This window comes from Sphaerimonospora mesophila (genome assembly GCF_001417795.1).
GTDB classification, from domain to species: domain Bacteria; phylum Actinomycetota; class Actinomycetes; order Streptosporangiales; family Streptosporangiaceae; genus Sphaerimonospora; species Sphaerimonospora mesophila.
This window is the reverse complement of the sequence record NZ_BCBX01000036.1, coordinates 277,080-297,669: the sequence shown is the minus strand read 5'-3', so window position 1 is coordinate 297,669 and position 20,590 is coordinate 277,080. Positions and strand designations below refer to the sequence as shown.

Genomic DNA, 20,590 nt, shown 5'->3' with positions numbered 1-20,590 from the left:
GACGCACGCGGCCGCGCGTGATCGCGGCATGCGGGCACCCGGCCGGGCCGAGGGCGGGTGCGCCCCGGCCCGGTCCTGAGTCAGTCTCCCTCGGCCTGCGGCGGGAGGGCGGACACGACAGGGTGATCCTTATTGATTTTGCCGACCTTCGAGGCGCCGCCGGGCGACCCCAGCTCCTCGAAGAACTCGACGTTGGCCTTGTAGAAGTCCTTCCACTGGTCGGGAAGGTCGTCCTCGTAGAAAATCGCCTCGACCGGGCAGACCGGTTCGCAAGCCCCGCAGTCCACGCACTCGTCGGGGTGAATGTAGAGCATGCGCTCGCCCTCGTAGATGCAATCGACGGGGCATTCCTCCACGCACGCCTTGTCCAGGACATCCACGCAAGGCTGCGCGATGACGTAGGTCACCTCGGGCTCCTTCTGGGTTCGCACGGCTCGACCGCGGTTGCTATTACCTAGTATTGCGGTGCCCGACGGTCGCCGGAACCAGGAGGGGGTGGTTGTCGTGGAGCCTCGCCTCGGAGCTCGGCTGGTGGTCCGGGTCAGCCCCGATGACGTGGGACGACGGGTGACGCTGCGACGCCGTGTGCCAAACGGCTTCCGGGACGCCGTCGGCGTGTTGGAATCCTGGCAGGACGGCGTGCTCGCCGTACGCAAGCGAGACGGCACGCTGGTCGAGATCGCGGAGGAGACGCTGGTGGCGGGCAAGGTCGTCCCGCCTCGATGAGTTGGGAGACCGTCTCGGCGAGCTCGGGGAGCGTGTCGAATGTGTTCGGAGACCGTCTCGACGAGTTCGGGGAACCGGCGCTGATCGCTTGGCGGATCCACCGGATCTCTTGACGGAGCCACCGGCGCGTCCCTCGGGCCGCCCTCGGCGGATCCCCCGGTTGCATGCGCCGGTAATCAGCACGCAAACGGCGACACCCGCCCGCGCGTGCCTCCTCGCCGGGTCGCCCCCGATTCGCCGATATTCGGAGCGTGACCATTCGCGCCCGCGCCGTAGCGGCGATCCTCGCCTCGATGACCGTCTCCGTGACCGCCTCGGTGACGACCTCGTGCTCGGCGCCGCAGCCAGCAGACCAGAAGCTTCCGCCGGTGAACCCGCGGGCCACGAGCCTGCGCGAGGGGTTCGGCACGATGGAGCGGCTGGTGGAGGCGGCCAAGAAGGAGGGCACGCTCACCGTCGTCGGGCTGGCCCGCAACTGGGTCGGCTACGGCGAGATCATCGACCGCTTCTCGGACAAGTACGGCATCAAGGTCGTCAGCACCCTCCCGGACGCGAGCAGCCAGCAGCAGATCGACGCGGCCACCCGGCTGAGCGGCGCCAAGGACGCGCCCGACGTGTTCGACCTCGGTCTCGGCGTGGCCGTGGCCAACGCCAAGCGGTTCGCGCCGTACCGGGTCAGCGGCTGGACCGACATCCCGGACACGCTGAAGGACCCCAAGGGTCTGTGGTTCGCTGCGTACGGCGGCTACATGTCGATCGGCTACGACCCGCGCAAGCTTCCGGCCCCGGCCTCCTACGCCGCCCTGCTCCGGCCCGGCGCCCAGGTCGCGCTGCCCGGCGACCCGCGGCGGATGGCGTCGGCCTTCAGCGGCGTCATGGCCGCCTCACTGCGCGAGGGGCAGCCGGACGCCGCGCGCGGGGTCGACCTCTTCTCCCGGCTCAAGAAGGGCGGGATGCTCGCCCGTCCGGCACAGGCGACGGCCGTGCTGGACTGGGACTTCATGAACTCGGCCGCCGCCGCGCGAGACCAGAAGTCCTGGCAGGTCACGATCCCGCGGGGCGAGGTGCTCGCCTCCTACTACCTCCAGGCCGTCAACGCCGAGGCGCCGCACCCGGCCGCCGCACGCCTGTGGATGGAGTTCCTGCTGTCCGACGAGGGCCAGAACCTCTTCCTCAAGGCGTACGCCCGGCCGGCCAGAATGGAGGCCATGGAGATGCGCGGGACCGTGGACCGGGACGCGGCGGCCAGGCTTCCCGCGGTCTCCGGAACCCCGGTGGTCCTCACGATCCCGCAGCAGGACAAGGCCAGGACCTATCTCAAAACCCACTGGACCCAGATCGCGGGCGGCTGACGGCGGTTTCTGTGACGGTCTGCGGTTTCCGCTATGGATCTCGCTGAGGCGGGCGAAGCCGTAAAATTGCGCCGTTATCACAGCAACCTTGGAATGCGAGCCGACCTTGAGATACGAAACCCCGAGTCACCTGGGGGGGAACGCCTCAAGCAGCACGGAGTGGGGCACCTCGGGAGGCACCGGGTGGGACACCTCGACGCGGGCGACGTGGCACACGCGCGGCGACGACGGCTCCTTCTTCGGTTACGTCTCGACCCAGGGGGCGCCACTCGTCGAGCTGCTCGCCCCCCGGCCGGGTGAGCGTGTGCTCGACCTCGGCTGCGGCACCGGCGTGCTGACCGCCGAGATCGCCGCCCGTGGCGCGCACGTGCTGGGCATCGACGGCTCGCACACCATGATCGAGGCGGCGATAGCGCAGCATCCCGGCCTCGACTTCACGGTCGGCGACGCCAACGACTTCACCGTGGCCCAGCCGTACGACGCGGTCTTCTCCAACGCGGCACTCCACTGGATGAGCCGCGACCCGGACGCGGTGATCGAGTGCGTACGGCTGGCGCTGCGGCCCGGCGGCCGTTTCGTGGCCGAGTTCGGCGGGGCGGGCAACTGCGCCACGCTGACCTCGGCGATGCTCACCGCGTGGCGGGAACACGGTCTGCGCGAGCCCGAGCTGCCGTGGTACTTCCCCAGTCCCGCCGAATACGCCGCGCGTCTGGAGAAGGGCGGCTTCGCCGTCAGGGTCGTGGAGTGCTTCGACTGCCCCACGCCACTCGACGGCTGCCCGAACGGCGCGGCCGACTGGGTGCGGATGTTCGCCGGCTCGCTGCTCGAAAAGGTGCCCCCGGCGACCGTCGAGCCGCTGCTCCGGCGGGTCAACGAGCTCGCCGCCCCCGCGCTGCGACACGAGTCGGGCTGGCTGGCCGATTACGTCCGCCTGCGGATCGCCGCCGTACGGCACTGACCTCGGCGGCCGGGTCACGACATCGTGCCGTCGACGGCCCGGAGGGAGGAAACGGCCACCAAGACAGGGGGATTTGCCAGACTATGTTCTGGTCCTTGAGTGATGGGGAAAGCCTTGAACTTCTGCCTGAGTGACCTCGTGCCACCGTTGCGCTGGAGTGACGCCACCCGCATCGACCTTCTCGTGGCCCGGCCCGGGCTGCCCGACGCCTGGTGGCGGAGCCTCCCCCTCTCCCATGTGCTCGCCGTACACGATCCGCCCTCGCTCGGCGAGCTGCTCACCGATCTGGCCATGGAGCACTGGCCGGCCGCCGCCGTGGGAGACCTCCTGCCCGCGCTGTACGTGCTCGATCCGGATGAGGCCGACGACCCCCAGGTCACGATCGCGCTGAACCGTACGGGTTCCTGGCCCGGACTGCTGGCGCTGTCCCCCCGGGAGCTGGCCGACCAGCCGTTCATCAACGCCCGCCCGATGCTGGTCGCCCTGTTCACCACCGTGTTCGAGCGGCTCTCGCCGTCCACCGCGCTTTCGCCGGCCGGATCTTCGGCCGTCGCCCGACGCCCCGCCCCCGGATCCCCTGCCTTCGGATCCCCCGCTCTCGAATCCGCTGCCGCCGAATCGCGTGCCGCCGAGCCCCCTGCCATCGAACCCGCCGCCATCGAACCCCCGGCGTCGGGTTCCCCCGCCCCCGAACTCCAGGCCCCCCGGCCGCCGGCCCTCGAAGCTTCGGCGCCGGGGGAGCCGTCGCCCGGCTTCCCTGATCCTCCGGGCTTCCCTGACTCGATCGGTCCCTCGGGCTCGATCGGCTCCCCGGCCCTGATCGGCTCCCCGGCCCTGATCGGCTCCCCGGCCCTGATCGACTTCCCGGCCCTGATCGACGCGGCCTTCACCGACCTGGACGACCAGACCTGGATGGTGGCGCAGAACCGGGTGTTCACCGGCGATCCGTCGTCCGTCGAAGACCTGGCCAGGCTGCTGGCCGTCTCCCCCGACGTGATCACCGCCCTGGAGACGGCCCTCCGGGCCCGGCTGGCCGAGTGGCTCACGCTTCCCGTGGCGGAGCCGTACCGCGAACACCTGGCCCGTACGGCGGAGGCACTGGGCACGGCGGCTCCCCTGGCACGCCTGGCGGCCGTAGCCGACTGGCACGGACGGGAGCTGCGCTTCCTGGAGGTGCCTGCGTGGCAGTTCGTGCTCGCCACGCTGCCCGGTTATCGCGTCTCCGGCGACTGGCTGGTGGCGGCGGACCCGGCCGAGCTGCGCGAGCGGACCCGCCGCCTGATCGCCGAGGCGGACCCGCCGCCCACGGTCGCCCGGGCCGTGGAACTGGTCGCCTCCCTCGGCATCCGCCCGGATGTGGCCAAGCAGTGGCTGGAGACCGTGCCCCAGATCCGCATCCAGAGCGGCTCCCGGCCGTCCGCGCCTCCGGACCAGGCCGGTCATCGGGAGGCCGTCGACATCCCGGACGACACCCCGGACGGCATCCCCGGTGCCGTTCCCGACGACGTCTCCGGAAGCCCTCCTGCCGAGCCCCTAGCCGGGCCCCCGGCCGGGCCGCCTGTCGAGCCTCCCGTGGGGCCTTCAGCGGGACTTCCCGCCGGACTCAAGGACGTCGCGCTCACCCGGCGCTGCTTCCGCCAGCCGGACGGCCGGTGGTGGCTCCGGGTCGACGTGACCGGGGCGCACCTGAGCGAGGGCGCGGTGTCGCTGCCCACCGGCTTCGCCGCCTATCTCGGGCTCACCCCGGGCGCGAGCCGGGTCGTGCGGAGCTCAGCCGGGGACGTCTCGCTGGCCTGGCACGCCCACCCCGTCCTCCGCTCGATGGAGCGGCTCCTGGCGGAGGTCTCGGCCGAGGAGGACGGCCACCTCTTCCTCACCCTCTCCGAGGAGGGGATGCTGCGGGTACGGCACCTGCCGGCGGCGCACGACGGAGAGACGACGAGGAGGGCGCTGCGCCTGGTGGGTTACACCGCGCCCGGCCGTGACCGGGAGCAGGCCGAGCGCGTGATCGCGACCCGGATCGGGCTCACCCCCGGACAGGTCGACAGAGAAGAACTCCTCGCGCGACTACGCGAACGCGGAGACCGCGATCTGCTGGAACTGCTGGGATAGCCGATGCCCCGGCTCGCGATCGCACCGGAGTTCGTCCGGGAACTCGGTGCACTGACCCACCCGGTGCGCCGGGACGTGATCGTCACCCTGCGCAGGCTTCTGCTGGGCTCCCCGGCCGCACCGCACCCGGAACGGGTCAGGGGCGGCCGGGACCGGCGCGTCACCACACTGCGGCTCGCCGACCAGCACCGGGGCGTCGCCGTACGGCACGGCGACCTGCGCTGGCTCGTCACCGTGCTGCCGGACGCCATGGCGTGGTCCTTCGCCCAGCGCCACCGATTCGGGGTGAACCCGGCGATCGGCGTCGTCGAGACCTGGGACGCCGAGGCGCTGGAGCGGATCGAGCCGGCGCTGCGGCGGGCCTCGCTGAGCTCGGAGCGGCGACTGTTCTCCGCGTACTGCGACAAAGACCTGCTGGACCTCGGCATCGACCACGAACTGCTGCCGGTGCTGCGGCTGATGGTCTCCGAGTCTCACCTCATGGCGGTGGAGCCGCTGCTGCCGGAGAGCCAGTTCGCCCCGCTTTCCGCGCTCGCGCGCGGCGGCTCGACGGAGGCGGCCTGGCGGGAGCTGGACGAGTGCCGTTCGTCGCCGGCATTCGCGATCGACCCGGACGACCTGCCGTCGGCGCTGCGGCGCAGCCCGCACCGTGCGGTGTTCACACCCGATCGGCACACGCTCGACCGGGTGCTCACGCTGCCGCACTGGTGCACCTTCCTGCATCCGCCGCAGCACACCTATGCCAACCGGCTCTACTACGACCGGCCGGTGCTGGTCACCGGGGGCGCGGGCACCGGAAAGACGATCATCGCCCTGCATCGGGCGGCCCATCTCGCCCGGGCGGGCACCGGCCGGATCCTGCTGGTCACCTTCTCCCAGGGCCTGGCCACCGAGCTGTCGGCGAAGCTCGACATGATCCTCGACGACAAGGTGGCGCGCAGCCGGATCGAGGTGGGGAACGTCGACCGCGTCGCCCAGCGCGTGGTCGCGGAGGCGGAGGGACATCCGCCCACGATCGTCGGCGCCGACGACCTCGCCGAGCTGTGGCGGGAGGCGGCGGGCGGCCGGTTCGGGCCCGCGTTCCTGCACCGCGAGTGGGAGCAGGTCATCCTCGCCCAGGACCTGCGCACGCTGGAGGAATATCAGGCCGCCGCGCGGCCCGGACGTGGCGTCGAGCTGGACCACGCGGCGCGGGCCGTCGTGTGGACGGCCGTGCGGCATGTCGTCGGCCGGCTGCGGGAGACCGGCCGCCGAACGCTGATCCAGCTCGCCTCCGACGCGGCGGGGCTGCTCGGCCGGGCGGTGGGCGACCTGCTGGGTGACGAGGCCCCGGGGCGGGAGCCGTACCGGCATGTGGTGGTGGACGAGGCGCAGGACCTTCATCCGGCGCAGTGGCGGCTGCTGCGGGCGGCGGTGCCCGCACGGCCGAACGATCTGTTCATCGTGGGCGACCCGCATCAGCGGATGTTCGACACCCGGGTGGCGCTGGCCGACGTCGGCATCCCCGCCCGCCGGTTCCACCTCAGGATCTCCTACCGGCTGCCGCAGGAGATCCTGTCGTGGGGCGTGCGGCTGCGCGGCGGTGGTCCGGCCGACGGCCTGGTCAGCGGACAGGCCGACCTCTACGGCTTCCGCCCGGCCGGCCACGGTCCGCGCCCGACGGTCCGGGAGTACGTGAGCCAGGAGGCCGAGCTCGACGGGCTCGTCTCCCACGTCTCGGCGTGGCTGGAGGAAGGCGTGTCCACGGCCGACATCGGCGTCGCCGCACGCACGGCGGACCTGGTCAGGGCCGCCCGTACGGCACTGCGCGACGCGGGCATCACGGTCAAGGTGACGATGCTGCACGGCATGAAAGGGCTGGAATTCCGGCGGGTGGCCGTGATAGGCGTGGCAGACGGAATCGTGCCAGCGCCGGAAGCGCTGACCCCGGTCACCGAGGATCCCACGGCCCGGGCGCACGATCTGCAGAGAGAACGGGGGCTGCTCTACGTGGCGTGCACGCGGGCGAGCGAACTTCTTTATGTGTCCTACTGCGGACGCGCCAGTCCCTTCCTGCCCACATGATCTCCAGGGAGTTTCTACGGATCTTCATCGTGGTGAGGCGCCATCCGGACGGCCGCGACGGCACGAAGATCCACATGACGCGACCTGGATCCCCTAGTCTGATCCGCGGATACCTTCCCCTTGTTGGACATGCATGAACCTGAGCCTTAGCGACATCGTGCCCCCGTTGCGCTGGACCGCGCCCAGTCAGGTGGAGCCGATCGCGAGCGACCCCGGCCTTCCCGACGCCTGGTGGCACGCACTGCCACTCGATCGCGCCTGTGCTGCGGTGGGCACCGCCCAGGTGGCGTCCCGGCTGGCCGACCTCACCACCGCCTGCTGGGCGCACCTGATCCTCGGGGACATCCTTCCGCTGCTCAGGTTCACCGATCCCCAGGAGAGTCAGCAGACGCCCGGCCCCCGCGAGAGCGTCCACCGGCTCTTCACCGAGGTGATCGACAAGCTGCTGGCCACCGATCCCGGTGAGGACGCCGCGCCGGCCGGGGTCCCGGTCCCCCCGGCCCTGCCGGAACGCCCGATGCCCGAGGTCATCGACGAGATCTTCGCCGGGCTGGACGAGCGGCAGCTGGCCATCGCCAGGGACCGGCTCTACTTCGATTCCTCCCTCCATGCCGAACAGCAGCCCGGCCAGGCCGCACACCACCGAGCCACGCTGGACGAGCTCGCCCAGCGGTTCTCGGTCACCCGGGAGCGGATCCGGCAGATCGAACGCGACCTGCGCGACCACGTCATGGAGTGGCTGACCCGTCCGGAGGCCGCTCCGCTGAACGCCCACCTGTCCTGGCTGCGCAACCGGCTCGGCGCGGCCGTGCCCGCTGACGATCTCGCGGCGGCCGTGCCCTGGCACCGCGCCGAACTCGTCACGCTGGCCATCCCCGCCTGGCGGGTCGTCCGTACCCTGCTCAGCGGATATGAGCAGGTGGACGGCTGGCTGGTCGCCGGGGGCGCCGACGAGCTGCGGGAGAAGACCCGGCAGCTCTTCGCTGACGGGCCACACCCGCTGGGCGAGTCCGTGGCCATGATCGGCAGGCTCGGCATCCGCGAGGACATGGCCGAGCGCTGGCTCGCCTCGATACCGCACCTGCGGGTCCTGGACGGCCACGTGGTGCCCTGGCCGCGCGCCCTGGGCGACCGCGCCGAGGCGGTGCTGTCCGTGGCGGGCACCCCGCTCACGCCCGAGGAGATCCAGGCACGGATCGGCGGAGACCACAGCGTGGCCGGTGTGCGCGGCCAGCTCGGCTCCGACGAACGGTTCCTGCGCCTCGACCGCAACAAGTACGGCCTGCGGCGCTGGGGCGGCGACGAATACCTGGGCATCCGGGAGATGATCAACCGGGAGATCGAGCGGGCCGGCGGCGAGGCATCCGTGAACACGATCGTGGACAGCCTCACCTCGCGCTACGACGTCAGCGAGAGCTCCATAAGGGCGTACGCCGGAGGGCCCGGATTCGAGCGCACCCAGCGCGGCCACATCAGGGTGGCCGGGCAGGAGACCGCCGAGCCGTACCATCCGCGACGCGACGTGTCGATGACCCGCCGCTGCTTCCGCAGCCGTGACGGCCGCTGGTGGCACCGCGTCGACATCAACGCCGAGCACCTGCGCGGTTCCGGCTCTCCCCTGCCGACCGGCTTCGCCGCGCACCTGGGCATGGCCCCCGGCGGGCAGCTCACCGCCTCGGCGCCGAGCGGCGAGGTGATCATAAGCTGGCACAACCAGCCGACCATCGGGTCGATCAGGCATGTGCTGGCCGAGTACAACGCCTCAGAGGGCGACCACGTCTTCCTCACGGTCTCCGACGGCGGAGAGCTGCTGACCCGGTTCCTGCCCGCCGCCGTGGCCGGGCTGCCGCCGCTCAACCAGGCCCTCTACCTCATCGGCTACACGGCTCCGATCGCCTCCGAGGCGGAGGGGCTGCGGCTGATCGGCGCCCGCATCGGCCTGCCCGAGGGCGCCTCGCGAGAGGAGGTGCTCGACCGGCTGCGCGAGCGCGGCGACCGGGAGATCCTGCAGTTCCTCCCGCCCGCCTAGACCCCGAGGTCCCACGGCACAGGGGTGTCCGGCGAACACCGTCCGCCGGCCACGACCTAGGCTCGGGTGCATGCTGCGCCTGTACGACATGGTGACCGGACGGACCGAGCCGATCGTCCCGCCTGCTTCACGGGTCCTGCTGATGCACGTCCACGGGGGTGAGGCCGACGGCCGGCCCGCGCGACTGGACGAGCTGCGCCCGCTTCTGCTCGCCGACCTGGTACGCAGGATGGGCGAGCGGCGGCGGCTGCGCGTGCTCGCCTTCCACGACGTCGAGCCGCCGCGCGACGACATCCTCGCGCTCAACGTCCGCCCACAGGAGCACCCCGCGCCGGCGGGCGCGGACGTACGGATCGACCTCCACGTCGGCCCGGCCGGGTCTCCGGCTCCCCGGAACGGCTCCCCCGGCCGCTGGGCGCTGACCGGGCGGGTCGGCCTCCCCGAGGAGCCGGACGCCGCGTACCTGTCCGACGTCTCCGCCGCCGGACTCGATCCGGTGGCCGTACGGCACGCCTTCCTGGCGCACGGCTATCGGCCGCCGATCGAGCTGACCTGGGCCGTCCTTCGCGAGGCGGACGAGACGCTCAGACGGTGGCGGCGGCGGGTCGCCGAGTGGGCCGAGTCGCCCAGCCGTCCCATCGACACGGACCGGGCGGCGCCCGTCCAGCGGGCACTCGATGACGACCTCGACACGCCGCTCGCGCTGCGCCTGCTGGCCGAACTCGGAGACGACGAGTCGGTGCCACCGGGGTCGCGGTTCGAGACGTTCCTCCATTTCGACCACATCCTCGGCCTCGACCTCCCGGCCGACATCGGCAGGATCTAGAACGCCGGTCAGGTAACCGATGCCTGTGGGTGGAGGGACCGAAGCCGCCGAACACCGGTGACATTACGTGACCGATGCTCTAGACCCGGCGCATACCGTCTCCGGTTCAGCGCGGCACGCGGCCGGGTCAGCGCAGCACACGGCGGGTCAGCGCGGCACGCGGCCAGGTCAGCGCAGCACGCGGCTCTCGCCGACGGCGAGGTCCCACAGGTCGTCGGGGTCGAGGCCGTGCGCCGCCCAGGCCTCCCGCGCCTCACGCACCGGCCCGAGGAGCGGCTCGGCCGAGAGCACGAACGTCCCCCAGTGCATGGTCGCCATCCGGCGGGCCCCGACGTCGACACATGCCTGTACGGCCTGCGCCGGGTCGACATGGGTGACCTTCATGAACCAGCGCGGCTCGTAGGCCCCGACCGGCATCAAGGCGAGGTCGATGCCCGGGTAGCGCTCACCGATCTGGGCGAACCGCTCGCCGTAGGCCGTGTCGCCCGCGAAGTAGACGCGGCGGTCGCCCCAGCCGAGCACCCAGCCGCCCCACAGGGTGCGGCAGGTGTCCCAGAGCGTGCGGCGGCTCCAGTGGTGGGCGGGCACGAAGTCGAACGTCACACCGCCGATTTCGGCGGACTCCCACCAGTCGAGCTCGGTGACATTGCGGAATCCCCGGCGGGTGAACCAGGACGCGACCTTGGCGGGGACGAAGATCGCGGTGTCCTTCGGCAGCCGGCGCACGGTGGCGGCGTCGAGGTGGTCGTAGTGGTTGTGGCTGATGACGACCGCGTCGATCTTCGGCAGGTCCGACCAGGCCACGCCCGGAGGGGTCAGCCGCTGACGCACTCCCGGGATCTTGCGGGACCAGACGGGGTCGGTCAGCACGGTGAGCCCGCCGATCTGGACGATGAAGGTGGCGTGGCCGACCCAGGTGACGATCACGTCGGTGGCGGCGGCCCGGGGAAGGCCGCTGCGGCGTACGGGAATCTGGTCGGCGTCACCGACGTCGGTGCGGAACCCCCCGTGCCACATCACGCTCAGGACCTCGCGAAAGCCCGGCAGCGGCGTGGTCAGGCGGTCGGCGAAGCTCGACGGCCATCGGCGGCGTGCAACACTCCGGCTCTGCGAAACCTCGGAGCTCTCGGGGGTCTCGGGTGTCTGGGGAACCTGTGGGACCGGTGGTGTCTCGACTAGTGGCGTCTCCGGGCTCTCAGGGCGGATCGTCTGCGACATGAACCCCTCCCTTCCGCATTCCATGATCCCCGTACGGGCGGAAATATTCCTGATACGGCAGACGGATTCCATTCTTTCTCTTGACCGGCTCGTGCGCTCGACCGGCGCCACCGGGGAGTCAGCCGCGGATATCCGCCGTCTTCCAGACCGGCCAGCCGTTCGAACACGTTCCACGAGGCGGGGTGACCGCAGACGGCGAGTGAGAGCGCCGACGCCGACACGTACAGGACGAGCATGGGCAGTCCGACGCAGGCGGCGTACTGGGTGGCGTGCCGCGACTCGTGGTCGAGGAGTCTGCCGGCGAGGTAGCCCTCGGCGTGCCTGGTCATGACCACGTTGCCGACCGTGAACGCCCCGGCGACGGGGAACGGGACGCGGTAGCCGTACGCGTAGACGAGCCCTCGCTCGCCGCGGCGGAGTCTCGCTCCGCCGATCAGGGCGATCAGCAGCCCCAGCGGAGTGGAGAGGTTGGCGTAGTTGACCACCTGTCTGATCCGGTGCGCACGCCGCATGTCATCAGCATGCGCGTCCTTCACTCATGAGTAAAGCGGTCCAATGACGGAGAGTCGTATAACAGTTTCGCAGCGCATTGCCTCGTTTCAGGCCCTGCCGTACGACCTCAGCAGCCAGGATCCGCTGGACCGGGTCACGATCACCGCCACCGCCAGGACCACGACCCCGCCGTAGAGGTACCAGAACCCGGAGGTGTCGCCCGCGATGACGAGATCGCCGGCCCGCTGCTTGGCGGCCAGCAGGAACGACGACGCGAACCAGCCGAGCGCGGGCACGAGCGCCCCCGCCTTGCCGCCCATCAGCCGGCCCATGCCGTACGGCACCGCGAACAGGACCACCAGCCAGGCGAGGGCGGCGACGGGCACCCCGCCGACGTACCAGGAGTGCTGGAACCCGCCGACGACGCCGAGCACGATGCCCAGGAGGAAGAGCATGCCGTAGGCCGCCCCGGCGACCATCGGCCCCATGGCGTCGTCGGCCACCGGCCTCGACACGGGTCCGAGGCGCTGCGGCTCAACCCCTCCGAGGCGCTGTGGCTCTACCCCGGAGGCTCCGGGGGTCTCCTCCCTCATAGGCGCGAGATTAGCCGATGCCCGCGAACAGGTCGGTCTCGCGGTCGTACGGCTCGCCCAGGCCGCCCTCCTCCCTCGGCACGCCGACCCCGGCGGGGCCACGGGTCCCGGCCCGCAGGATGAAGTGCTCGACGCCGGAGGCCCGCTGGCCGATGCCGTTGGAGAGCGCGAACCACGGGTCGCGTACGGAGATCTGGGTGGCGTGCGCCCGCATCGCGTCGAGTTTGGCCGGAACGTACGGCCTGGCGTCGATCTCCGTGGTGACCGCGCCGTCCGCGCAGCCGTACGGCAGATCGTCGACCGACTCGGGCGTGAAGCCGATGTCGGCCTCCCGCAGTTCCTCGGCGGCCCGCTTCATGACCGACTTCGGAGTGGCGGTGAAGTAGAACTTGGCGATCCGCCACGGCTCGCCGCCCTCCGCGTGAGCGGGATCGGCCGCCAGCTCGAAGGCACGCCAGGCGATGCGATGCGCCTGGATGTGGTCGGGATGCCCGTAGAAACCGTTCTCGTCGTAGGTGACGACCACCTGCGGCCGGACCTCGCGGATCACCCTGACCAGCTCACCGGCCGCCTCGTCCACATCGGCCCGCCAGAAGCAGCCGGGGACGTCGTTGGAGGGGACGCCCATCATGCCGGAGTCACGCCAGCGGCCCGCACCGCCCAGGAAACGGTGATCGGCGACGCCCAGCGCCTCGCACGCGGCGGCGAGCTCGCCGATGCGATGCTTGCCGAGCGTGTCGTCACGGTCGGCGGCGAAGTGCGCGAGCTCGGGCGGGATGATCTCGCCCTCCTCTCCGAGGGTGCAGGTCACGAGCGTCACGTGGGCTCCCTCGGCCGCGTATCTGGCCATGGTCGCCCCGGTTCCGATCGTCTCGTCGTCCGGGTGGGCGTGCACGAGCAGCAAACGGCGATCCAACATGCCTTCGAGCTTAAAGTCGTGCCCTTTCCCGGCATATCCGCCACCATCCTCAGGAGAGGCGGAACTGGCAGGATGAGGAGTTATGACAGACAGTTTTCCGCGCCTGCAGGCAAGGACCCGACGGTTCACCCTCGGGGTGCCGCGCGGCTTCACGATCTCCCCACAGGGCGATCGGGTGATCTTCCTGCGCACGAAGTCCGGCATCGATCCCGTGACGTGTCTGTGGGAGTTCGACATCGCGACGGGAACGGAGCGGCTCGTCGTCGACCCGCTCTCGCTCGGCGCGGCCGACGAGGATCTGCCGCCCGAGGAGCGGGCCCGCCGCGAGCGGTCCAGGGAGTCGGCGGGCGGCGTGGTCGGCTATTCGACCGACCAGCGGGTGCGCATGGCCGTCTTCGCCCTGTCCGGCGAGCTCCACCTCGTCGATCTCTCAAGCGGGGTGACGCGCCGGCTGGAGACCCCGGGCCCGGTCATCGACCCCCGGCTCGACCCGGACGGCACGAAGGTGGCCTACGTCACCGGCGGCGCCCTGCGCGTGCAGGACCTCGCCACGGGGACGGACACGGCCCTGGCCACGCCCGAGCACGACGAGGTCGCCTACGGCCTCGCCGAGTTCGTCGCCGCCGAGGAGATGGACCGCATGCGGGGCTACTGGTGGTCCCCGTCGGGGGACCGGCTGCTGGTCGCCCGCGTGGACGACTCGCCCGTCGCGCTCTGGCACATCGCCGACCCGGCCAATCCCGACCGCCCGGCCGTGCCCCAGCGCTACCCCGCGGCGGGGACGGCCAACGCCGAGGTCTCGCTGTTCGTGATCGGGCTCGACGGCTCCCGCGTGGCCGTGCCGTACGACCAGGAATATCTGGTCACCGCGATCTGGGACGCGTACGGACCGGCGATCGTGACGCTCTCCCGTGACCAGCGCAGCATGCGTCTGCTCTCGGTCGATCCCGCGACCGGCGCGACCGAGCCGCTCCGGGAGGACACCGACCCGGCCTGGGTGGACATCGTCTCCGGCGTGCCGGCCCGCCTGTCCGACGGATCGCTCGTCTGGGTGGCCGACGCCGACGGCGGCCGCCGCCTGATCATCGGCTCCGATCCGGTGACCCCGCCGTCGCTGCAGGTCAGGGCGGTGCTGGACGTGGACGGCGACACCGTGCTCTTCCAGGCGAGCGGGGAACCCACCGAGATCCACCTGTGGACCTACGCGGGCGGTGCGATCAGCCCGGTGGCCATGGAGTCCGGGGTGTACGGCGGCCGCCGCGCCGGCGGCGTCACCCTCGTCACCAGCCAGAGCCTGGAGAGCGAGGGCACGTCGATCACGGTCATCCGTCCCGACGGCACCGCGCCCTCCGGTGGCGGCTCGATCCGGTCGGTCGCCGAGCGGCCACCGCTGGAACCCCGGGTCTCCTTCGTCCGGGCGGGCTCGCGGGATCTGTCCACCGCGATCCTGTTCCCCTCCTGGCACGTGCCGGGGTCGGGACGGCTGCCCGTGCTGATGGATCCGTACGGCGGACCGCACGCCCAGCGGGTGCTCGCCGCGCGGCGGATGTTCCTGGAGTCCCAGTGGTGGGCCGAGCAGGGCTTCGCCGTCATCGTGGCCGACGGACGGGGCACGCCCGGACGCGGCCCGGCCTTCGAGCGCGAGGTCAGGCACGACTTCACGCTCACGCTCGACGACCAGGTGGACGCCCTCCAGGGGGTGGCCGCGCAGCACGCCGACGACCTCGACCTGTCGCGGGTCGCCATCCGCGGGTGGTCGTTCGGCGGATATCTGGCCGCGCTCGCGGTGCTGCGCCGGCCGGACATCTTCCACGCCGCCGTGGCGGGGGCGCCGGTCACCGACTGGCGGTTGTACGACACCTGCTACACCGAGCGCTATCTCGGCCATCCGGACGAGGGACACTACGAGGCGTCCTCGCTGCTCGCCGACGCGGAGAAGCTGGACCGCCCGCTGCTGCTCGTGCACGGCCTGGCCGACGACAACGTCGTGGCCGCGCACACACTGCGGCTGTCGTCGGCGCTGCTCGCGGCCGGTCGGCCGCACACCGTGCTGCCGCTGTCGGGCGTCACCCACATGACCCCCCAGGAGGTCGTCGCCGAGAACCTGCTGCTCCTCCAGCTCGACTTCCTCAAGAAGTCCCTCGGCATCTGACCTTTGGCGGGTGGTCCCCCGGACTTGTCCGGATATATCCGTCCAGGCCCTCGGCTCATCGCCATCACGGGGACCGCGACCGATTCGACCTTGACGTTATTGCTCTCCGAACGCGGATTTCACAGCAACAACGTCAAGGTCGATAAGACGGGCGTCGCCGGCCTCATCGGGTGCATGGAGCCGGCGACGCGATCCTCAGCGCTGCGGCGGGCCCATGAAGTGGGCGAACTCGGCATCGCTCATGGCCGGTACCGGGCCGGCGACGGTGAATCCCGCACCGGGAGAATCCGGCCTTCCGCCATCCGCTGGAAAGGTGGCGCCCGCGATGCGTTCCAGCAGAGTGGCGCAGGCGTTCTTGTGCCGGGGAATGATGCGCCGACCCGGCCTCGAACCCCTCCCGGAGTGCCGCGTCGCGACCGTAAGAGGGCTGAAGTCCAGGTTCCTGGGCCTATCGTCGCGCTCGATCATGTCGTCGACCGTAGGACCGGCTGCATACGCCGAGCGCCGCGCCCAGTCCGGCGAATGCCAGGCCACCGACGATTCCGACCCACCAGGACCAGCCGGTGGCGTCGCCGACCGTGAACCCCAGCGGTGCGGCGACCATGGTGGCAAGTCCGTAGGGCGTGAGCAAGAGCGCGCCCGTCCAGCCCGGCACCAGCAGGCTCCAGCGCGGCAGTCTCGCTCCCCACGGCAGGACCAGCGCCGCCAGCAACAACACCCCGACCAGCGCCGCCACGACGGTGAAGTCCAGCCCGTGCCGTTCCAGCCACACCAGCGCCTCGGGTGCGCCGTTCACCTTCAGGTGTGCGGCCAGATCACCGGCGGGCCTGCCCGCGGTCCCGCCGAACGCCCAATATGTCTTCATCACCGTGTAGGGGACCACGGCGCCGGCTCCGGCCCAGGCGGCCGTCGACGACTTCATCAAGCTCATGCCCGAGATCCTGCCGCCGCGCCCTGGCCCGCACCTCCCACCGCGGAGCCGACCTTCTCCCCCGTACGGGGGATTTCGCCCCCGCCGCCGGGCAACGCCTGCCTGGCCGGTGGATCCCTATGGGAGCCTGCCGAGACCGCGCACGAGGATGGCCGCGGTCTCGGCGACGATCTTGTCATCGCCGGGGGCGTCGGCCGCCCGGCGGTTGGTGTAGATCGCCATCACGATCGGCGCGGCGGCCTCGGCGGGCCAGACGACGGCGATGTCGTTCGCGGTGCCGTACGAGCCGCCGGTGCCGGTTTTGTCGCCGATTGTCCAGTCCTTGGGCAGGCCGGCCCGGATGCGGGCATCACCGGTCGTGTTCGCGGTCAGCCAGCCGTTCAGCCGGTCTCGGTCCTTGGCGTCGAGCGCGTCGCCGATCGTGACCGCGTGGAGGCTTCGCGCCATGGACTCGGGGGTGGTGGTGTCCCGCCTCTCCTTGGGGTTCCAGTCGTTGAGCTCGCTCTCCCAGCGGTCCAGCCGGGAGATCGGATCCTGCAACGTACGGAAGTACCGGGTCAGGCCCGCCGGTCCGCCGATCTGCTTCAGCAGCATGTTGCTCGCGGTGTTGTCGCTGTACCTGATCGCCGCTTCGCACAGCCGGGCAACGGTCATCCCGTCCCCCACATGCTTCTCGGTGATCGGTGAGTGCGGCTTGAGGTCGTCGCGGCTCCAGCGGACGACCCTGTCCATCAGCCCCGGATCGGAGGTGCGCGCCTTGTGCAGCACCGCGGCGGCGGCCACCGCTTTGAAGGTGGACAGCAGCGGGAAACGCTCCCCCGACCGGTAGGCGACGGTCTTTCCGCTGGCCGTGTCGACGGCGTACGCACCGATGCGTCCCTTGAAGGCCGCCTCCAGCGCCCGCAGCTTCCGCCGCGCCTCGGCCTCGCCGTACGACGGCGAGGCCGGACGGTCGACCGCCGACTGCTCACCCGCCGCCTGCGGGCTCACGACCGGCACGGTGCCGGACACGGTGTGCGGCACGGTGCCGGACACGGCGTCCGCCCCGCCGGCCGCACAGCCCGCCAGCATGAAGATCGCCAACACGGCCGCGGGTGCCGCCGACGGGAAGCGGCGAGCACGGGACTGTCGCATGCCTGTTCACCCTCCTCGATCAATGAGGAGCAGCAAAGCAGAGCGGTCAGTCCATGTCTAATATCCGTATCGAAAAAGTAACGATATCAGTTCACTTATGAATGCAGTTCTCTCCGGTATCAGCGGTGCCGACGGGGTGTCCACGCTGACCGGGGGCGCGGCCTCCGCCGCGATTCCGCGCGCATAAGGTCAGATGGGCATGGGCTCGATGAAGTCGACCGCGCGGATCACGCCGGCGAGGGCGTCGGCATCACCGGTGCGGTCGTAGACGTCGAGGGCCGTGTCGGCGAATTTGATCGCATGCTCGTCGCCATGCCGTACGGCACGGTCGAACGCCTCTTCCCGCTCGGGTGCGGCCGGCAGCTCTTCCCTGGCGGCAGGCTCGGCGGGGCCGTACGCGGCGACGACCGCGGCGCTCGCCGCCCAGGCGGCGTCGAGGCTCGGACCCCAGAGCGTCGTCGGCAGCGCGGGCAGCGTACGCAGTACGGCCGTCGGCGCGGTGGCGGAATGGATCAGCATGACGGGCTCGCCGTGCGCGTGCGTCAGATAGCGCAACGTGGCCGCGTTCGCCACCTCGATGAGCCGTTCACGTGCCTGTTCCGCGCCATCCGCCGGTCGAAGCCCGGCCACCGACTCCGTCCATCCGGGGGTGTCGGCCAGTTGCGCGAGCCGGTGGTTGATGCCCTGACTCTGGTCCTGCACCCGCGGAACCCCGTCGAGGGCACTCGCCGGGCCGGCCGTGCCGGAGGGCGCCGCCGTGCCGGCGACTCCCTGCCAGCGCGCCGCCCAGTAGCCGAGGGCCTGGCCGAGCTCGGCCAGTCGCATCTCGTCCTCGCGGCTCAGCAACTCGCGGACGGCGTGCCCGGTCCGGATCACTCCGTGCGTGGCCCCCGCCGCGATGCCCGGCAGCAGCCTCGGCCACCAGGTCTCCAGCACGGCACGCCATGGCCACCGCTTCAGCTCGGTCTCGAAGAAGTTCAGCCAGTCGCCGAGACGACGTGCGTCGCCCAGCGCCTCGCGCCAATCGTCATCGGTGATCGGCCAGGTGCCGCTCGGCAGCTCTTCCAGTCGGTCCATGTAGGTGTCGAGCCAGCGGTGGATCTCACCCGTGTGCCCGCGCCTCACCATCGATTCGACCGCCATCGGTCCGTGGTTGGACAGCCAGCCTCTGAACTCGGGGCCCGTCCGGTGCAGCCTTTCGTAGGCTTCTTCCAGCATGCCGGTGTCGTCCATAATCTTGAACGCTAATCGGTCGCGGACCTCCATGCCTCGCTCCACAGACCGATTTTTCCTTTCATCGTTGGACATAGCCGATTTGTCCAACTCCCCCGACCCCTACTTTGCCGTGCCGTGCCAGCTCTCCCAGAGGGCGGCGTATGGGCCGCCGGCCGCGACCAGTTCGTCGTGAGAGCCCAGCTCGGTGATGCGGCCGTCCTCCACGACCGCGACGCGGTCGGCGTCGTGCGCCGTGTACAGCCGGTGCGCGATGGCGATCACCGTACGGCCCGCCAGCACGGCGGCCAGCGACCGCTCCAGGTGCCGGGCGGCACGAGGATCGATGAGCGAGGTCGCCTCGTCGAGGACCAGCGTGTGCGGGTCGGCCAGCACCAGCCTGGCGAGCGCGAGCTGCTGGGCCTGCGCCGGGGAGACCGTCTGGCCGCCCGAACCGACCAGGGTGTCGAGTCCCTCGTCGAGGGCCTCGACCCATTCCCGGGCGGCCACGGCCGCGAGGGCACGCCAGACGTCGGCGTCCGCGGCCTCCGGCCTGGCGATCAGCAGGTTCTCCCGGACCGTGCCGCGGAACACGTGATGCTCCTGGGTGACGAGCGCGACCTCACCCCGGAGTTCGTCGATCGGCAGCTCCACGAGCGGGACGCCGCCGACCGCGACCGCCCCGGTCCGCGGGGCGTGGATGCCCGCGAGCAGGCGGCCGAGCGTGGACTTGCCCGCCCCGGAGGGACCCACCATCGCGAGGCGTTCACCCTGGCGCACCTCCAGATCGACGCCGTGCAGCACATCGCGGTCCTCGCGGTAGGCGTACCGCACACCGGTGGCCGTGAGATCCTTCCCACCGGGCCGGGCCGCCCCGGGCGTCCGGTCCTCCGGCACGTTGGCCACGCCCAGGAGCCGCGCCATCGAGGCGCCGCCCACCTGGAGCTCGTCCACCCACGAAAGCAACCGGTCGAGCGGATCGATGAGCTGCTGGACGTACAGCGTGGCGGTGGTCACCTGCACCAGATCGACCCAGCCTTCGATGTAGAACAGCCCGCCGATCAGCAGGGTCGACACCACCGGGACCACGTAGCCGACCTCGACCGCGGGGAACCAGACCATGCGCAGGCCCAGGGTGTAGCGCTCCGCCGCGAGCGACCTGGCGATGTCGCGATCGGCCCGCTCATGCCGGCGCCGCTGGAGCCCCAGCGCCTCGATCGTGCGCGCGCCGTCGACGGTCTCCGCCAGTCCCTCCGTCATGTCCGCGTACGCGGCGTTCTCTCGCAGGTAACCGTCCCTCGCGCGGTTGAGGTACCACCTGGTGACCCCCCACAGCAGCGGCACGGCGATCAGCGCGGGCAGGGCCATCACCGGGCCGACCAGGACGACGGCGCCGACGATGAACGCGCCGGTGACCACGGCTATGAGCGTCTCGGGCACCGCATGCCGCACGGTGCGGGACAGGGCGTCGACGTCGCGGGAGGTCCTGGTGATCAGATCGCCGGACCCGGCTCCCTCCACGGTCGAGAGCGGCAGGCCGAGCACCTGGTCGACGAAGTCCTCACGCAGCTCGGCCAGCACCTTCTCGCCGAGCCTGGACGAGGCGAAGACCGCGAACCTGATCAGCACGGCCTGCGCTATCACGAAGCCCGCGATGGCGAGCGCCACCACGTCCACGCGGACGTCGCCGGTGCCGTTGGCCACGTCCTGGACCAGTCCGCCCAGCAGCCGCGGTGTCACCAGCCCGGTCACCGCCGCGAGCGCGTGCAGACCCAGGGCCAGCACGAGTTCGCGGGGGTGCTGCAGCATGAGCCGCCGTGCGTAGGCACGCACCTGGGCCCGGTCGGCGACCGGCAGGATCTCCCGTGCCAC

Annotated in this window: 18 protein-coding genes; 8 read left to right on the top strand and 10 right to left on the bottom strand. The window is 71.2% G+C overall.

The features are described 5' to 3' along the window. Positions 1 to 80: 80 nt before the first annotated feature. Complete coding sequence (gene fdxA / locus AP234_RS17230) at positions 81 to 407, bottom strand: ferredoxin (protein WP_055480783.1); 327 nt, start codon at positions 405 to 407, stop codon at positions 81 to 83. Positions 408 to 504: 97 nt separating this feature from the next. Between fdxA and AP234_RS17225 the strand changes: the two genes are divergently transcribed. The 7 genes from AP234_RS17225 to AP234_RS17195 all read left to right on the top strand — a co-directional run bounded on the left by AP234_RS17225 (position 505) and on the right by AP234_RS17195 (position 10,067). Beyond that, a complete protein-coding gene (locus tag AP234_RS17225) occupies positions 505 to 726 on the top strand; it encodes a hypothetical protein (RefSeq protein WP_055480665.1) in 222 nt (73 codons plus the stop codon). A 251-nt stretch (positions 727 to 977) separates the two neighbouring features. After that, entirely contained in the window at positions 978 to 2,078 is a 1,101-nt protein-coding gene (locus AP234_RS17220; RefSeq protein ID WP_055480664.1) for an ABC transporter substrate-binding protein, read from the top strand. 106 nt (positions 2,079 to 2,184) lie between these two features. Beyond that, positions 2,185 to 3,036 carry a class I SAM-dependent methyltransferase gene (locus AP234_RS17215; protein ID WP_235558207.1) on the top strand — a complete coding sequence of 284 codons (852 nt, stop codon included), beginning with the start codon at positions 2,185 to 2,187 and terminating at the stop codon, positions 3,034 to 3,036. A 147-nt stretch (positions 3,037 to 3,183) separates the two neighbouring features. Continuing rightward, the gene (locus AP234_RS17210; protein ID WP_152990459.1) at positions 3,184 to 5,148 is read left to right on the top strand and encodes a hypothetical protein; all 1,965 of its coding nucleotides are present in this window, start codon (positions 3,184 to 3,186) and stop codon (positions 5,146 to 5,148) included. Positions 5,149 to 5,151: 3 nt separating this feature from the next. After that, the gene (locus AP234_RS17205; protein WP_055480662.1) at positions 5,152 to 7,212 is read left to right on the top strand and encodes a UvrD-helicase domain-containing protein; all 2,061 of its coding nucleotides are present in this window, start codon (positions 5,152 to 5,154) and stop codon (positions 7,210 to 7,212) included. 133 nt (positions 7,213 to 7,345) lie between these two features. After that, positions 7,346 to 9,241: a sigma factor-like helix-turn-helix DNA-binding protein gene (locus tag AP234_RS17200; protein ID WP_055480661.1), complete on the top strand. Its 1,896-nt coding sequence runs from the start codon at positions 7,346 to 7,348 to the stop codon at positions 9,239 to 9,241. A gap of 70 nt (positions 9,242 to 9,311) precedes the next feature. Further along, entirely contained in the window at positions 9,312 to 10,067 is a 756-nt protein-coding gene (locus tag AP234_RS17195; protein WP_055480660.1) for a hypothetical protein, read from the top strand. 168 nt (positions 10,068 to 10,235) lie between these two features. Here the strand turns inward: AP234_RS17195 and AP234_RS17190 are convergent, their stop codons facing one another. From AP234_RS17190 to mshB, 4 genes are all read right to left on the bottom strand, one after another. Next, the gene (locus tag AP234_RS17190; RefSeq protein ID WP_200926558.1) at positions 10,236 to 11,285 is read right to left on the bottom strand and encodes an MBL fold metallo-hydrolase; all 1,050 of its coding nucleotides are present in this window, start codon (positions 11,283 to 11,285) and stop codon (positions 10,236 to 10,238) included. Further along, on the bottom strand, positions 11,243 to 11,797 hold the full coding sequence (locus tag AP234_RS17185; RefSeq protein WP_200926557.1) for a hypothetical protein: 555 nt from the start codon (positions 11,795 to 11,797) through the stop codon (positions 11,243 to 11,245). Before AP234_RS17185 ends, AP234_RS17190 begins: the two co-directional genes overlap by 43 nt. Positions 11,798 to 11,884: 87 nt before the next feature. Continuing rightward, a complete protein-coding gene (locus AP234_RS17180) occupies positions 11,885 to 12,292 on the bottom strand; it encodes a DUF6113 family protein (protein ID WP_055480659.1) in 408 nt (135 codons plus the stop codon). Positions 12,293 to 12,380: 88 nt separating this feature from the next. After that, on the bottom strand, positions 12,381 to 13,289 hold the full coding sequence (mshB, locus tag AP234_RS17175) for an N-acetyl-1-D-myo-inositol-2-amino-2-deoxy-alpha-D-glucopyranoside deacetylase (protein WP_055480658.1): 909 nt from the start codon (positions 13,287 to 13,289) through the stop codon (positions 12,381 to 12,383). Positions 13,290 to 13,371: 82 nt separating this feature from the next. Here mshB and AP234_RS17170 point away from each other — a divergent pair, with 82 nt between their 5' ends. Then, entirely contained in the window at positions 13,372 to 15,441 is a 2,070-nt protein-coding gene (locus AP234_RS17170; RefSeq protein ID WP_055480657.1) for a S9 family peptidase, read from the top strand. Positions 15,442 to 15,636: 195 nt separating this feature from the next. Here AP234_RS17170 and AP234_RS36320 read toward each other — a convergent pair whose 3' ends face one another. From AP234_RS36320 to AP234_RS17150, 5 genes are all read right to left on the bottom strand, one after another. Next, positions 15,637 to 15,909 carry a hypothetical protein gene (locus AP234_RS36320; protein ID WP_152990458.1) on the bottom strand — a complete coding sequence of 91 codons (273 nt, stop codon included), beginning with the start codon at positions 15,907 to 15,909 and terminating at the stop codon, positions 15,637 to 15,639. Then, positions 15,890 to 16,372, bottom strand: a complete 483-nt coding sequence (locus tag AP234_RS17165; protein ID WP_055480656.1) for a hypothetical protein — start codon at positions 16,370 to 16,372, stop codon at positions 15,890 to 15,892. The genes AP234_RS36320 and AP234_RS17165 overlap by 20 nt, the downstream gene beginning before the upstream one ends. A 117-nt stretch (positions 16,373 to 16,489) precedes the next feature. Beyond that, positions 16,490 to 17,506: a class A beta-lactamase gene (gene bla / locus AP234_RS17160; RefSeq protein ID WP_055480655.1), complete on the bottom strand. Its 1,017-nt coding sequence runs from the start codon at positions 17,504 to 17,506 to the stop codon at positions 16,490 to 16,492. Between the two features lie 189 nt (positions 17,507 to 17,695). Continuing rightward, a complete protein-coding gene (locus tag AP234_RS17155) occupies positions 17,696 to 18,772 on the bottom strand; it encodes a questin oxidase family protein (RefSeq protein WP_200926556.1) in 1,077 nt (358 codons plus the stop codon). 69 nt (positions 18,773 to 18,841) lie between these two features. Beyond that, on the bottom strand, positions 18,842 to 20,590 hold the full coding sequence (locus tag AP234_RS17150) for an ABC transporter ATP-binding protein (RefSeq protein WP_200926555.1): 1,749 nt from the start codon (positions 20,588 to 20,590) through the stop codon (positions 18,842 to 18,844).

Bases quoted from the DNA above. Each gene is read 5' to 3' on its own strand.
- AP234_RS17205 (WP_055480662.1), top strand. From the start codon at position 5,152: ATGCCCCGGCTCGCGATCGCACCGGAGTTCGTCCGGGAACTCGGTGCA.
- AP234_RS17200 (WP_055480661.1), top strand. From the start codon at position 7,346: ATGAACCTGAGCCTTAGCGACATCGTGCCCCCGTTGCGCTGGACCGCG.
- AP234_RS17195 (WP_055480660.1), top strand. From the start codon at position 9,312: ATGCTGCGCCTGTACGACATGGTGACCGGACGGACCGAGCCGATCGTC.
- AP234_RS17190 (WP_200926558.1), bottom strand. From the start codon at position 11,285: ATGTCGCAGACGATCCGCCCTGAGAGCCCGGAGACGCCACTAGTCGAG.
- AP234_RS17185 (WP_200926557.1), bottom strand. From the start codon at position 11,797: ATGCGGCGTGCGCACCGGATCAGACAGGTGGTCAACTACGCCAACCTC.
- mshB (WP_055480658.1), bottom strand. From the start codon at position 13,289: ATGTTGGATCGCCGTTTGCTGCTCGTGCACGCCCACCCGGACGACGAG.
- AP234_RS17170 (WP_055480657.1), top strand. From the start codon at position 13,372: ATGACAGACAGTTTTCCGCGCCTGCAGGCAAGGACCCGACGGTTCACC.
- AP234_RS36320 (WP_152990458.1), bottom strand. From the start codon at position 15,909: ATGATCGAGCGCGACGATAGGCCCAGGAACCTGGACTTCAGCCCTCTT.
- AP234_RS17165 (WP_055480656.1), bottom strand. From the start codon at position 16,372: ATGAGCTTGATGAAGTCGTCGACGGCCGCCTGGGCCGGAGCCGGCGCC.
- bla (WP_055480655.1), bottom strand. From the start codon at position 17,506: ATGCGACAGTCCCGTGCTCGCCGCTTCCCGTCGGCGGCACCCGCGGCC.
- AP234_RS17155 (WP_200926556.1), bottom strand. From the start codon at position 18,772: ATGGAGGTCCGCGACCGATTAGCGTTCAAGATTATGGACGACACCGGC.